This is a genomic window from Ruegeria sp. BB6 (assembly GCF_056539385.1).
Window position 1 is genome coordinate 63,319 of sequence record NZ_JBQFUW010000007.1, and the last position, 12,240, is coordinate 75,558.

14 protein-coding genes are annotated in these 12,240 nt (G+C 57.0%); 4 read left to right on the forward strand and 10 right to left on the reverse strand.

Translation table 11 applies throughout. From position 1 onward, the window contains the following. Positions 1-24 precede the first annotated feature (24 nt). Positions 25-843, reverse strand: a complete 819-nt coding sequence (locus tag ACR0B7_RS15875; protein ID WP_170485426.1) for an SDR family oxidoreductase — start codon at positions 841-843, stop codon at positions 25-27. A 156-nt stretch (positions 844-999) separates the two neighbouring features. Here ACR0B7_RS15875 and ACR0B7_RS15880 point away from each other — a divergent pair, with 156 nt between their 5' ends. The 3 genes from ACR0B7_RS15880 (at position 1,000) to ACR0B7_RS15890 (ending at position 3,330) form a co-directional block, all read left to right on the forward strand. Continuing rightward, positions 1,000-2,004, forward strand: coding sequence for an NADPH:quinone oxidoreductase family protein (locus ACR0B7_RS15880; RefSeq protein WP_170485428.1), 1,005 nt, complete (start codon positions 1,000-1,002; stop codon positions 2,002-2,004). A gap of 124 nt (positions 2,005-2,128) precedes the next feature. Next, positions 2,129-2,578: a type II 3-dehydroquinate dehydratase gene (gene aroQ / locus ACR0B7_RS15885; RefSeq protein WP_170485430.1), complete on the forward strand. Its 450-nt coding sequence runs from the start codon at positions 2,129-2,131 to the stop codon at positions 2,576-2,578. Further along, positions 2,575-3,330, forward strand: a complete 756-nt coding sequence (locus ACR0B7_RS15890; protein ID WP_170388350.1) for a LuxR family transcriptional regulator — start codon at positions 2,575-2,577, stop codon at positions 3,328-3,330. Before aroQ ends, ACR0B7_RS15890 begins: the two co-directional genes overlap by 4 nt. Before the next feature lie 375 nt (positions 3,331-3,705). Here ACR0B7_RS15890 and tsf read toward each other — a convergent pair whose 3' ends face one another. From tsf to ACR0B7_RS15915, 5 genes are all read right to left on the reverse strand, one after another. After that, positions 3,706-4,581: a translation elongation factor Ts gene (gene tsf / locus ACR0B7_RS15895; protein ID WP_170388352.1), complete on the reverse strand. Its 876-nt coding sequence runs from the start codon at positions 4,579-4,581 to the stop codon at positions 3,706-3,708. Between the two features lie 77 nt (positions 4,582-4,658). Continuing rightward, the gene (rpsB, locus tag ACR0B7_RS15900; protein WP_170576876.1) at positions 4,659-5,450 is read right to left on the reverse strand and encodes a 30S ribosomal protein S2; all 792 of its coding nucleotides are present in this window, start codon (positions 5,448-5,450) and stop codon (positions 4,659-4,661) included. A gap of 166 nt (positions 5,451-5,616) precedes the next feature. Next, the gene (gene olsA, locus ACR0B7_RS15905) at positions 5,617-6,453 is read right to left on the reverse strand and encodes a lyso-ornithine lipid O-acyltransferase (protein WP_170576877.1); all 837 of its coding nucleotides are present in this window, start codon (positions 6,451-6,453) and stop codon (positions 5,617-5,619) included. 4 nt (positions 6,454-6,457) lie between these two features. After that, positions 6,458-7,213 carry an L-ornithine N(alpha)-acyltransferase gene (olsB, locus tag ACR0B7_RS15910; RefSeq protein ID WP_170485432.1) on the reverse strand — a complete coding sequence of 252 codons (756 nt, stop codon included), beginning with the start codon at positions 7,211-7,213 and terminating at the stop codon, positions 6,458-6,460. Between the two features lie 98 nt (positions 7,214-7,311). Next, complete coding sequence (locus tag ACR0B7_RS15915; protein ID WP_170388360.1) at positions 7,312-7,494, reverse strand: DUF3553 domain-containing protein; 183 nt, start codon at positions 7,492-7,494, stop codon at positions 7,312-7,314. Between the two features lie 43 nt (positions 7,495-7,537). On the opposite strand from ACR0B7_RS15915, the gene ACR0B7_RS15920 reads away from it, so the two are divergent. Continuing rightward, positions 7,538-8,134: a histidine phosphotransferase family protein gene (locus ACR0B7_RS15920; RefSeq protein WP_170485433.1), complete on the forward strand. Its 597-nt coding sequence runs from the start codon at positions 7,538-7,540 to the stop codon at positions 8,132-8,134. On the opposite strand, the gene ACR0B7_RS15925 is transcribed toward ACR0B7_RS15920, so the two are convergent. Genes ACR0B7_RS15925 through ACR0B7_RS15940 form a run of 4 tightly spaced genes read right to left on the reverse strand, consistent with a single transcriptional unit; the run spans position 8,131 to position 12,115 of the window. After that, on the reverse strand, positions 8,131-9,393 hold the full coding sequence (locus ACR0B7_RS15925; protein ID WP_170576878.1) for a glutamate-5-semialdehyde dehydrogenase: 1,263 nt from the start codon (positions 9,391-9,393) through the stop codon (positions 8,131-8,133). The genes ACR0B7_RS15920 and ACR0B7_RS15925 overlap by 4 nt on opposite strands. Positions 9,394-9,412: 19 nt before the next feature. Next, positions 9,413-10,519: a glutamate 5-kinase gene (gene proB / locus ACR0B7_RS15930; RefSeq protein ID WP_170485435.1), complete on the reverse strand. Its 1,107-nt coding sequence runs from the start codon at positions 10,517-10,519 to the stop codon at positions 9,413-9,415. Next, positions 10,507-11,541 carry a GTPase ObgE gene (obgE, locus tag ACR0B7_RS15935; protein WP_170388368.1) on the reverse strand — a complete coding sequence of 345 codons (1,035 nt, stop codon included), beginning with the start codon at positions 11,539-11,541 and terminating at the stop codon, positions 10,507-10,509. The genes proB and obgE overlap by 13 nt, the downstream gene beginning before the upstream one ends. A gap of 37 nt (positions 11,542-11,578) precedes the next feature. After that, positions 11,579-12,115 (reverse strand): GNAT family N-acetyltransferase, encoded by a 537-nt coding sequence (locus ACR0B7_RS15940; protein WP_170388370.1) that lies wholly within the window; start codon positions 12,113-12,115, stop codon positions 11,579-11,581. Positions 12,116-12,240 lie beyond the last annotated feature (125 nt).

Sequence of the window (12,240 nt, forward strand, 5' to 3'; positions counted from 1 at the left end):
TCCTGTTCCCATTGCAGCGCGTTCCTATTGTGCCCCGGCAAAAATATTTCCAGCCGTCACGACATTTATGCCGCCCGAAACCGGTATGACAGCGCCGGTAACATAGCTTCCGCCGCGGCCGCACAGAAACAGCATGCAACCTGCAATATCTTCATCACAACCAACGCGGCCCAGAGGGACGGTTTTGCCTACTTTTTTGCGCAGCGTCTCATCCCCTGTCGCAAACGCCGTCATACGAGAGACAAACGGACCCGGTGCCAGCGCGTTTACGGTGATATTATAGGGAGACAGCTCTTTCGCCATGATTTTTGTCAGGTGCAGCACAGCCGCCTTTGAGGCCGCGTAACTGTAGGCGCCGTCACCCATCGGGACCTCACCCATCACAGACCCGACATTGACAACGCGCGCCGGATCGTCTGCGGAACCTGACTTCATAAGTATGGGCAAAAGTTTCTGAGTTAGATCGAAAATTCCGGCAACGTTGACGGACATCACCTTGTCCCAGGCTTCGTATGGAAACTGGCCCATCGGCGCGCCCCAGGATACACCAGCATTGTTCATCAGAATATCAAGGCGATCTGTCCGGTTATTAATCTCGGAAACCATGGCCTCTACGCCTTCTTTGGTTCCAACGTCCCCTCCGAAACCTTCGGCGCTGCCAGGAGCATCCAGTGCGTTCAACTCGTCGGCCACTGCTTCGCAGGCTTCGCTTTTACGAGAGGCAATCAGAACATGCGCGCCTGCCCTTACCAGAGCTTCAGCGGCCATTCGCCCTATTCCTGTTGCACCGCCAGTGACGAGTGCGGTTTTACCCTGCAGCGAAAATAACGTTTCGGGGGTCATGGTTTTTACCTCGGTGTTTTCAGTATGGCGCGCATAAGTCGAGATCCCCCCCCAGCCTTGCACCCTTCACTAAAGTGCGCGGAGTTGGTTTCTTGACAACAGTTTCTGCAGCGCCAAAGTTCCTCCTGACCGAATAACAGGGATAACGGAACCAACATGCAAGCATTACTCAGCGTCGCTCCTGGGGGACCAGAAACTTTGGAACTGACCACCCTGCCTGACCCGGAACCCAAGAAGGGTGAATTGCTGGTTGGGATTCGGGCCGCAGGCGTGAATTTTCCTGATACCCTGATGATCCGGGACCTGTATCAGATCAAACCACCCAGACCATTTGCACCGGGCGGAGAGATCGCGGGCGAAGTGCTGGCGGTCGGCGAAGGTGTTACCGGATTCGACGTTGGTGATCGTGTTTTGGCGCTGACTGGCCACGGAGGGTTTGCAACTCGTCTGCGGATCAAAGCTGCCACTGCGGTCAAATTCCCTGCGTCGATGCCTTTTGAGGACGCGGCGTGTTTCATTTTTACCTACGGCACGTCTTACCACGCGCTTAAGGACCGCGCGAACGTTCAGGCGGATGAAACCGTCCTGATACTGGGTGCTGCCGGTGGCGTCGGAACTGCCGCCATCGAATTGAGCAAGGCTATGGGTGCCAGGGTGATCGCCGCAGTTTCATCTGACGAAAAAGCAGAGTTCTGCCGCCAGATCGGAGCGGATGAAACCATCGTGTATTCGCACACGATGGACCGGGATGCGCAAAAGGCATTGTCTTCTGAAATCAAGACTTTGGCCGGACCTAACGGAGTCGATGTTGTCTACGACGCTGTGGGTGGAGACTATGCCGAACCTGCACTGCGCAGTATGGCGTGGAATGGCCGGTATCTGGTTGTTGGGTTCCCGGCAGGTATTCCCAAGATTCCGCTTAATCTGCCACTGCTCAAAGGCTGTCAGATTGTTGGCGTTTTCTGGGGCGCTTCGGTTTTTCGTGACCCGTCAGGGCACGCAGAAAATGTCAAAGAATTGTTCGACTTATACGGCAAAGGCGCGATCAGACCGCAGATCAGCGCAAAGTTTCCACTGGACCGTGCCGCCGAAGCGCTGACGATGTTGGCGGATCGAACAGCCCTGGGCAAAGTGGTGATTTCAATGCCGGAAAACTCGTGAGATCGAAATCTGAGCTGAACAAAGACGGCGTGCGGGGTGTTTCTCGTGCGCTTGAAATTTGCGCCGGTGGTAGACATCCCCACCTTTTCGCGTTTATGAACCTGTAAACGGGAACAGTGAGAAAATGCACAAAGCTCTGATTTTAAACGGCCCGAACCTCAATCTTCTGGGTACTCGGCAGCCAGAGGTTTACGGCAGCACGACACTGGAGATGGTCGAGCATTTGTGCGTGAAACACGGCAAATCTGTTGGTCTGGACGTGTCTCATTTTCAATCAAACCACGAAGGTCAGTTGATTGATGCAATTCACGTGGCCAAGGACACTCAACACGGGATCGTCCTGAACGCCGGGGCTTACACGCATACGTCTATCGCACTGATGGACGCCATTGCGTCGGTGGAGTTGCCCGTGGTGGAAGTACACTTGTCCAACATCCACGCGCGTGAGAGCTTTCGACACACCTCGTATATTGCGCGCGTGGCGATCGGGCAAATTTGCGGTTTCGGGGCGCAAAGCTATGTGTTGGCTCTGGATGCGTTGTCCGCTCACTTGAACGCAAGGGCTTCTGCATGAAGTTGCATGAGTATCTCCATTTCCTCAGTTACACCAAAACGCTCGAGGAACTTTGGGATGCTCATTGCAGGCAAATGGCCGAGTATGGTTTTCACCGGCTGCTCTACGGTTTCACACGCTTTAGAACTGAAACGTCGCTGGGCGATCCAGAGGACTTCGTAATTCTAACCAACCACGGCAAGGACTACTTGGATGGGTTCCTGCGGGACGGCCTGTATTTCAACGCTCCGATGTTGAAATGGGCGCTGCAGAACGAAGGTGCCGCTAGTTGGAAAATTACACAGGACATGATGGTGGACGGAACCCTTACGGAACACGAACGCAAAGTTGTCGAGTTCAATCGTTCCAAGGGTGTTGTGGCTGGGTATACCGTCAGTTTCAATTCGGTCTCTATGCGCTCGAAGGGCGCGATTTCACTGTCTGGCTGCGGTTCGCGCACTCAGGAAGAAGTTGACGAGGTGTGGGCCGAGCATGGCGAAGACATCCTGCTGATGAACAACGTCGCGCATCTCAAGATTTTGACCCTGCCCTACAATGCCCCTAACCGCGCACTGACCAAGCGGCAGCGCGAGGCGCTGGAATGGGTCGGCGACGGGAAGACGACACAGGACATTGCCCTGCTGATGGGGCTAACTGCAGCGACGGTTGAAAAACATCTGAGGCTCGCGCGAGAGTCGTTGGCGGTGGAAACGACGGCCCAGGCTGTGCTCAAGGCGTCATTGCAGAACCAGATGTTCATCATGGAAGCGTAACGCGCCAATTTTTGACGCTGCTCTGCGTCAATTTACCTTAGGTAAGGAAAACATGACTTCCCGAATCTGAGCATTTGGTTGCACAGTGTTAATGTTCCGTGAGTGGTGGCTTTAGCCTGGGAACGTTTGGTCGGATCTTTGCAATAACAAAGCTCTCTGATCGCTCTGGCACAGGGGCGTCTATTCGTCCACGTACCTATGTCGGAAATCATGGGGGGCCTCGACCATCCCCATCATGCGGGGCCCCTCATTCTATCCAATGAGCATTGGACACTTTGGTGTCCTTTTTTATTTGCGCAAACAAAAGGCCGGCTACGCAGTGCGTGGCCGGCCTTTGTGATGAACTCAGAACCCAAACGGGATCTGAGATCGAATTTAGCCCTGAGCGGCTTTGGCGACTTCGGCTGCGAAGTCTTCTTTTTCGACAACGATGCCTTCGCCAACTTCCAGACGGATAAAGCCGGTGATGGTTGCGCCTGCTTCCTTCGCGGCCGCTTCAACGGTCAGATCAGGGTTCACAACGAACTGCTGGTTCAGCAGGGTCGATTCCGCCACGAATTTCTTCATGCGGCCTTCGATCATCTTCTCGATCACCTGCTCCGGCTTGCCGGATTCGCGGGCGATGTCCATCTGAACCTGCTTTTCCTTTTCGACAACAGCCGAGTCCATGTCCGCCTCGGACAGAGCTGCCGGGTTCACAGCCGCGATATGCATCGCAATCTGCTTACCGATCGCTTCGTCACCACCGGTCAGAGCAACCAGAACGCCGATTTTACCCATGCCGTTGGTTGCAGCATTGTGGACGTAGGACACAACTGTGTCGCCCGACAGCTTGGCCATACGACGTACCGACATGTTTTCGCCGATGGTTGCGATCTTGTCGGTCAGAGTGTCCGCGACGTTCTTGCCGCCCAGATCAGCAGCCAGCAGAGCTTCGACATTGTCGACGCCTTCGGCTGCGTATGCGATCTTGCCGACCATTTCCTGGAATTCGGCGTTTTTCGCGACGAAATCAGTTTCCGAGTTTACTTCGACTGCAACACCGTTGCCGCCATCGACGTGGACTGCAACCAGACCTTCGGCTGCGGTACGACCCGATTTCTTGGCTGCTTTTGCAAGACCCTTGGTGCGCAGCCAGTCAACGGCTTCTTCCATGTTGCCGCCGGTTTCGGTCAGCGCTTTTTTCGCGTCCATCATGCCTGCGCCGGTCGAGTCGCGCAGTTCTTTTACCATTGCTGCTGTGATTGCCATCTGTTGGCTCTCCTCAATTCAAACGGAATTGGGGCAGGTCATACCCTGCCCCATATGTCATTTACGTGACGGGCAGCTTACGCTTCGGCAGGAGTTTCTGCGTCGGCGGGCGCTTCTTCTGCAACGGCTTCTTCAACCGGAGCTTCTTCAAACTCACCCAAGTCAACACCTGCGGCACCCAGCTGCGCGGTCATACCGTCCAGAGCGGCACGAGCGGCTAGGTCGCAGTACAGCGAGATCGCGCGGGCTGCGTCGTCGTTGCCGGGGATGATGTAGTCCACACCATCGGGCGAGCAGTTGGTGTCGACAATAGCCACAACCGGGATACCCAGCTTGTTGGCTTCGGCGATGGCCAGTGCTTCTTTTTTGACGTCGATGACGAACAGCAGGTCAGGAACGCCGCCCATCTCGCGGATACCGCCCAGCGACGCTTGCAGCTTTTGCTGGTCACGCTCCATGCCCAGACGCTCTTTCTTGGTCAGGCCTTCTGCGCCGGATTCCATGGCTTCGTCGATCTGGTTCAGACGGTTGATCGACTGGGAAACGGTTTTCCAGTTGGTCAGAGTGCCGCCCAGCCAGCGGTGGTTCATGTAGTACTGAGCCGACTTTTCAGCCGCTTCAGCGATCGGGCCAGCGGCCTGACGCTTGGTACCAACGAACAGAACGCGGCCACCCTTTGCGACGGTGTCACGAACGGCCTGCAGAGCCTGTTCCAGCATCGGAACAGTCTGGGTCAGGTCCATGATGTGGATGCCATTGCGCGAGCCGTAGATGAACGGGCCCATGCGGGGATTCCAACGCTGTGTCTGGTGACCAAAGTGAACGCCAGCTTCCAGCAGCTGACGCATGGTGAACTCGGGAAGAGCCATGCTATTTTCCTTTTCCGGTTTACGCCTGGGCGGGGGTGAAAGAAGCGGATGCTCCAACCGGCGGTCTTGATGAGGATGTCTCCCTCAAAAAGGCCAAACCCCGCCTGCGGGTTTTAATGGCGCGCGTATACGGCAGGTTTAGAAGCAGCGCAAGAGGCTTTTGCCCTTATTTTTCAAGCTGCGCCAGACTATGCGCATGACGGACCGCTGCTTCGCAATGAGCAGCCAGTTCCTTGCGGTTGGCAAAATCGCTGACCTTTGCCGGAGCGTGATAGATCAGCTCGATCGACCCCTGTCGCCGTGCCCCGAGTGTTTTCAGCAGATGCGGTCCAAAATCCATGTCGCCCCACCATCCGTAAAACCTGTTCGGCTCGCCTTGAGGTGCATGATAGACAACTGAAACCGGCTGCACGTACATGAAATCACGCAGTTCATTAGTGAAGAACGCGGCAAAGAGCGTTGTTTTGAAAGGCAAAACGCGCAGACCATCCGTCGAGGTTCCTTCCGGAAAGAACAGCAACTTGTGACCGGCGGTCAAACGTTCTTGAAACAGAAGGGTCTGTTCGCGCGCTTTCTTGCGATCCCGTTCTATGAAAACCGTACCGGTTGCGCGGGCGAGCCATCCGATACCGGGCCATTTTGCGACCTCTGCTTTCGACACGAAATACACTCTTTTGCGCGCATTCAGCGAAAAGATGTCCAACCAGGATGAGTGATTTGCCACAACCGCCCCGCGTTGCGTCATCAACTCACCTGATGTTTCAAAGCCAATGCCAAGAATACGCAGTGCATTTCGGCAGACGAACTGCGTGATGAACGGAGTCACCGGGCGGCGCAGTCCAAAGAAGGGAATTTCAATCAGACGAATGACAAGCAGGATGGTTAAACCACCAAGCAGCAACACGACCAAAGGTACACCACGCAGGATCGCAAGTGCCCAGCCTGAAATGCCGAGCTCGATTGGATCTGGGGCATCTTCGCTGTGCCAGGACGAGTCACTCAACGCTTTAAGCTCCGCTATAAATACGCCGTTGGCGTTCGTTCATGCGCGCCGTATCGAGGATCAGGCACACATCTGTAGTGTTAAAGGCGTGGTCAATGAACGCCCCCTCGCCCACGAACCCGCCCAGCCGCAGATATGCTTTGATCAAGGCGGGCACCTGAACCATAGCCGCGCGGCGGTCCAGCGCGTCCGGGGCGACCAGATCCATCGACTCAAACACTTCGGGCTGTGCCCGGACCCTTAAGTCTGGCGGGGCGAGATGGTTGTGATGCAGCATGGACAGAGGCTGCGCCAGAGCCTGCACATCGGTGCCGTGAAAACTGGCAACGCCGAACAGCACCTCGATCTGGCGTTCTGCCACATAGGTCGCCAGACCATTCCACAGATGATACATCGCCGTACCGCCGCGATAGTCGGGATGAAGGCAGGACCGCCCCAGTTCCAACAGCTTGCGCCCGCTTTGCTTTAGTACAGACAGGTCGTATTCGTCTTCGGAATAAAATTGCCCCAATTCTGCGGCACGTTCGCCCGGTAACAGCCTGTAAACGCCTACAGTTTCGCCTGTCTGGTCGTCGATCGCCAGCATGTGGTCGAAATAGGGGTCGAACTTGTCCCGCTCCAGCCCGGCCTCATGATCCACCATCTCTCCGCCGCCGCCCAGCTCGCGCACGAAAACGTCATAGCGAAGCCGTTGCGCTGCGTGCAGTTCGGCGTCGGTCTCGGCGAGTTTGACGGTGAAGGATGGGCCTGCGTCCGGCATCTGAGGTTCCGTGTTGTTTCAGGGCTGATACCGCAGGTGCCGGGGGGATGGCAACATAAGGCGCGAGCGACCGCGCGTTAACCTTTCCTAAACCAGTTTCACGGATCAAAGACAGGCATCAGGGCGATGCGCGATCCGTCAATCACCACTTTCCCCTGCTCGCGAAAGTTTACGGTGATCTTGCCGCCGATATTGGACTGCACCTGTCCAATGCCCCAATCGGGGAAATCAGGGTGGCGGACATACATGCCCGGTGCAAGAATAGCATTGAGGTCTGACATGACTGGGCTCCGGGTCCGGCGGCAGATACAGCAGGAGGTACGCATGAGCGCTACAGACGTCAACCTGGCCGAACTGATCGGCTCGCGCATCTGTCACGATCTTATCAGCCCAATCGGGGCGATCACCAACGGTCTGGAACTGCTTGAGATGGTTGGCGGCACCCAAGGTCCCGAGATGGAGCTGATTGCGGGCAGTGTCGGCAGCGCCGGAGCGCGGATACGCTTTTTTCGAGTGGCCTTCGGGTCCGCAGGTGAACAACCCCTTGGACGGGCTGAAGTGGCAGAGCTGCTGAAGGACGTGGAAAAAGCAGGCCGGGTGCGAGTCAACTGGAACCTGACCGAGGCAGTGCCACGAAATCAGGTCAAATTGGCGTTTTTGGCCTTGATGTGTTGTGAAAGCGCAATGCCATTTGGTGGAGACGTGACCATCTTGGGTGATGGCCGCAACTGGTCGGTAACTGGCATCGGCGACAAGTTGAACCTAGACAGCGATCTTTGGAAAAACCTGCCAACGGGTCGTTTCTCAAACAAAGTAACCCCGGCGCATGTGCAGTTCGCCCTTCTACCGGACGCAGCGGTCGCTTTGGGGCGGCGGGTTGCTGTGGATACCACCTCAACCCGCATCGTGATCCGGTTCTAGTCGCGGACAGTCCCGTTCCCGCGGACCAGATATTTGAAACTGGTTAGCTGAGCCGCTCCAACCGGACCACGTGCATGCATTTTGCCTGTGGCAATCCCGATTTCGGCGCCCATTCCGAACTCCCCACCATCGGCGAATTGGGTCGAGGCGTTGTGCATCAGGATTGCGCTGTCGAGACGTTCAAAGAACCGATCTGCAGCGGCCTGATCTTCGGTGATGATGCAATCCGTATGGTTCGAGCCGAATTCACGGATGTGAGCGATTGCAGCATCGATGCTCTGCACGGGTTTGGCGGCAATGATGCTGTCCAGGAACTCTTTGCCCCAATCCTCAGCGGTTGCGTCAATAGTGCCCGGGGTAGCCAGAGAACCCTCTGCGTGAACCTCGACACCTGCCGTCAGTAGTGCTTGGATAACGCTTTGACCCAGTGTCTTGGCGATATCTTCATGAACGAGCAGGCATTCTGCAGCACCGCAAATTCCAGTCCGTCGCGTCTTGGCGTTCAGGACAACATCCAGTGTTTTCTGCAAATCAGCAGCTTTGTCGACATAGATGTGCACGATCCCTTCGAGATGCGCAAAGACCGGTACGCGGGCTTCCCGTTGCACCAATCCCACCAGACCTTTACCGCCGCGCGGGACAATCACGTCGACATAGTCGGTCATCCGCAATAATTCCTGCACAGCCGCCCTATCCCTTGTGGGCACCAACTGAATGGCGTCTTCGGGCAGGTTTGCGGCCTTCAGCCCTTCGACCAGACAGGCATGGATTGCGCTCGAAGAGTGAAAGCTCTCGGACCCACCGCGCAGGATCACGGCATTCCCTGATTTCAGACACAGCGCACCGGCATCTGCCGTCACGTTCGGGCGGCTTTCATAGATCACTCCGATAACGCCAAGCGGTGTGCGCACGCGTTGAATGTTGAGGCCGGACGCCATGTCCCATTCGGAAAGAACCTCACCAACCGGATCAGTCTGATCAGCCACTGTGCGCAGCCCATCGACCATGCCCTGTACGCGGGCTTCGTCCAGCATCAGACGGTCCATCATGGCCGGGCTCAAACCCTTTTCGCGCCCGAACTCTAGGTCTTTTTTGTTGGCCTCGATGATGTCCGCACGACGCGACCATACCGCATCAGCCGCAGCGATCAGGGCGGCGTGTTTACGCTCGGCACTCGCAAAGGCCAGTTCGGACGACGCGGCTTTTGCCCGCGCACCGAGATCAGCCATCAGGGCGGGAATGCTGTCAAAATCCTTCATCTTTCGTGCCTTTCTTTTCTTACAGCGCCAGATCGTCCCGGTGGATCAGAACGGCGCGGCCCGGATAGCCTAGCGTCGCCTCGATCTCGGAAGACTTGCGCCCCTTGATTGCATCCGCCTCTTGCGCGGTATAGCGGCTGAGCCCTTGCGCCAAGCGTCGCGCCTGTGGGTCGATGATCGCCACTGGATCGCCGCGTCCAAAATCGCCGGTCACTTCGACAATACCCGCTGGCAGCAGGCTTTTGCCATTGCCAAGAGCCCGAGCCGCGCCCGCATCCACCACGATCTCACCGCGCGGTTTCATCGCCGAGATCCAGCGTTTGCGCGCCGCGTGCGGGTCAACCGTGGCCGTGAACCACGTGCAATTCGCCCCGCTTTCCAGCGTTTTCAACGGGTTCAAAGGTGATCCTTCGGTGATCGCCATATCACACCCCGCCGCCGTCGCCATCTTAGCGGCCAGCAGTTTGGTCTTCATACCACCTTTCGACAGTCCCGAGCCTGCATCACCCGCCATCTCCTCAATCTCAGGAGTGATTTCCTCGATCACGTCATAGCGCGTGGCCGAGGCATCCTGAACCGGGTTGCCGGTGTAGAACCCGTCAACGTCCGACAGCAGGATCAGTTGATCCGCACCGACCGTGACGGCGATCTGGGCGGCAAGGCGATCATTGTCTCCATACCGGATCTCATCCGTGGCGACTGTATCGTTTTCGTTGACAATCGGTACGACGCCCAGCCCCAGTAGGGTTTCAAGCGTGGCGCGAGAGTTCAGATAGCGGCGTCGATCTGCACTGTCCTCAAGGGTAACCAGAACCTGTGCAGTTGTAATCTTGTGCGGCGTCAGCGCCTCTTCATACGCGCGGGCAAGTCGAATTTGCCCTACCGCAGCGGCTGCCTGAGATTGCTCAAGCGGCAACGTATCCATCGGCAGGTCCAATACACCCCGACCTAAAGCGATGGACCCAGAGGACACCAAGATAACATCCGTCCCCTGCCCTTTGAGCCACGCAACATCCTGCGCCAGTGAGTGAAGCCAATCTGACCGCAGCAAACCAGTGGTGCGGTCCACCAGCAAAGCAGACCCGATTTTCACAACAAGACGTTTGGCGGCGCTTAGGGTTGCCAAGGCTGCGCCTCCTCAGCGGGTTTCTGGCGCACCCGATTGTCGTCAATCTGCGCACGCAACGCGCGGAGCACTTCGGTCACGCCCAGATGTGCGACACCCGACATGGTCATGACAGGACCACCGACAGCTTCTTCCAGCGCGGCCTTGGCCAACGCGCGTTCCTCATCATCCAGCGCGTCGACCTTGTTCAACACCGTGATCCGAGGTTTCTCGGCCAGTTCACCGCCGTATGCCTCAAGTTCATGAATGATGGTGCGGTAATCTTCGGCCACGGTTTCCGAGGTGCCGTCGACCAGATGCAGCAACACGGCGCAACGTTCGACATGGCCCAGAAAACGGTCGCCAATGCCGCGCCCTTCATGCGCACCTTCGATCAGGCCGGGGATATCAGCGACAACAAATTCGACGTTATCAACGCCCACAACGCCCAGATTGGGGTGCAGTGTGGTAAACGGGTAATCCGCAATCTTGGGGCGCGCGTTCGAGGTGGCCGCCAGAAAGGTTGACTTGCCCGCATTGGGCATCCCCAGCAGACCCACATCAGCGATCAGCTTCAGCCGCAGCCAGATGGTGCGGTCGATCCCCGCCTGCCCCGGATTGGCGCGGCGCGGTGCCTGGTTGGTGGCCGATTTGAAATGCAGGTTACCGAACCCGCCATTGCCGCCCTTGGCCAGCAACACGCGCTGCCCAACCTCGGTCAGGTCGCAGATGACGGTCTCTTCGTCCTCATCCAGAATCTCGGTGCCGACGGGCACGCGCAGGACGATGTCATCGCCATCTTTGCCCGTGCGCTGTTGACCACGACCCGGCTGACCGTTCTTGGCAAAGAAGTGCTGCTGATAGCGGAAGTCGATCAGGGTGTTCAGCCCATCCACAACCTCGGCCCAGACCGAGCCCCCTTTGCCGCCGTCCCCGCCATCGGGTCCGCCGTATTCAATGTACTTTTCACGCCGAAAGCTGACGCAGCCGCCACCTCCGGCCCCGGACCGGATGTAGACCTTTGCAAGATCGAGAAATTTCATGACTGTCCCCTAATGCAAAGGCCCCATCGACCACAAGTCAGAGTTTTTTACTGTACGTCCAGGTGGGCACGTTCGCATCACGCGCCACCGAATAGCTTTCTGCATCGCCAAGGTATTCAAACCCGCAATGCGTCAGTACCCGAGCCGACGCCGGGTTGTCCTGAAACACGCTTGCGAACATTGATGTGTTCTCCAACGGGTTGGCGTCGACCAGAGCTTCAACTGCAAGGGACGCGATTCCGGTGTTCCAGTAAATTGGTGCGACCCAATACCCGACTTCGGACTGGTTTCGATCCAAACGTTTTAGCGAGATCAGGCCGATCAGTTCAGGGCCGTCATCCTTGATGGCGTCCATGACCCAGACATCTTCCTCCCGATCGTCTGCCATGGAACGCGTCACAAACGCCTCGACCGAGCCGGGCGCCAGCGGGTGTGCGATACTGGTTGTCATCCGCGCCACGCGCTCATCACCTGCATAGTGTTCAATGAGACCCATATCCGACCGGCGCAGTGGGCGCAGGTCGAACCGCTCGGTTTCAATGACCGGCTGATTTATAATTGTCTCAAGCTTCATAAGTGCGTTCCTCCTCCGAACAACACGTAAACCACGGACGCGACAGCAAAACCGACGAACGTCCACTTCAGATATTTTCTGCCCAGACCAAGTTCAACCGCATGGGCAATCCGGCCTTGAGCAAG

Coding starts and splice junctions, on each gene's coding strand:
- ACR0B7_RS15875 (WP_170485426.1), bottom strand. CDS start 843: ATGACCCCCGAAACGTTATTTTCGCTGCAGGGTAAAACCGCACTCGTC.
- ACR0B7_RS15880 (WP_170485428.1), top strand. CDS start 1,000: ATGCAAGCATTACTCAGCGTCGCTCCTGGGGGACCAGAAACTTTGGAA.
- aroQ (WP_170485430.1), top strand. CDS start 2,129: ATGCACAAAGCTCTGATTTTAAACGGCCCGAACCTCAATCTTCTGGGT.
- ACR0B7_RS15890 (WP_170388350.1), top strand. CDS start 2,575: ATGAAGTTGCATGAGTATCTCCATTTCCTCAGTTACACCAAAACGCTC.
- tsf (WP_170388352.1), bottom strand. CDS start 4,581: ATGGCAATCACAGCAGCAATGGTAAAAGAACTGCGCGACTCGACCGGC.
- rpsB (WP_170576876.1), bottom strand. CDS start 5,450: ATGGCTCTTCCCGAGTTCACCATGCGTCAGCTGCTGGAAGCTGGCGTT.
- olsB (WP_170485432.1), bottom strand. CDS start 7,213: ATGCCGGACGCAGGCCCATCCTTCACCGTCAAACTCGCCGAGACCGAC.
- ACR0B7_RS15915 (WP_170388360.1), bottom strand. CDS start 7,494: ATGTCAGACCTCAATGCTATTCTTGCACCGGGCATGTATGTCCGCCAC.
- ACR0B7_RS15920 (WP_170485433.1), top strand. CDS start 7,538: ATGAGCGCTACAGACGTCAACCTGGCCGAACTGATCGGCTCGCGCATC.
- ACR0B7_RS15925 (WP_170576878.1), bottom strand. CDS start 9,393: ATGAAGGATTTTGACAGCATTCCCGCCCTGATGGCTGATCTCGGTGCG.
- obgE (WP_170388368.1), bottom strand. CDS start 11,541: ATGAAATTTCTCGATCTTGCAAAGGTCTACATCCGGTCCGGGGCCGGA.
- ACR0B7_RS15940 (WP_170388370.1), bottom strand. CDS start 12,115: ATGAAGCTTGAGACAATTATAAATCAGCCGGTCATTGAAACCGAGCGG.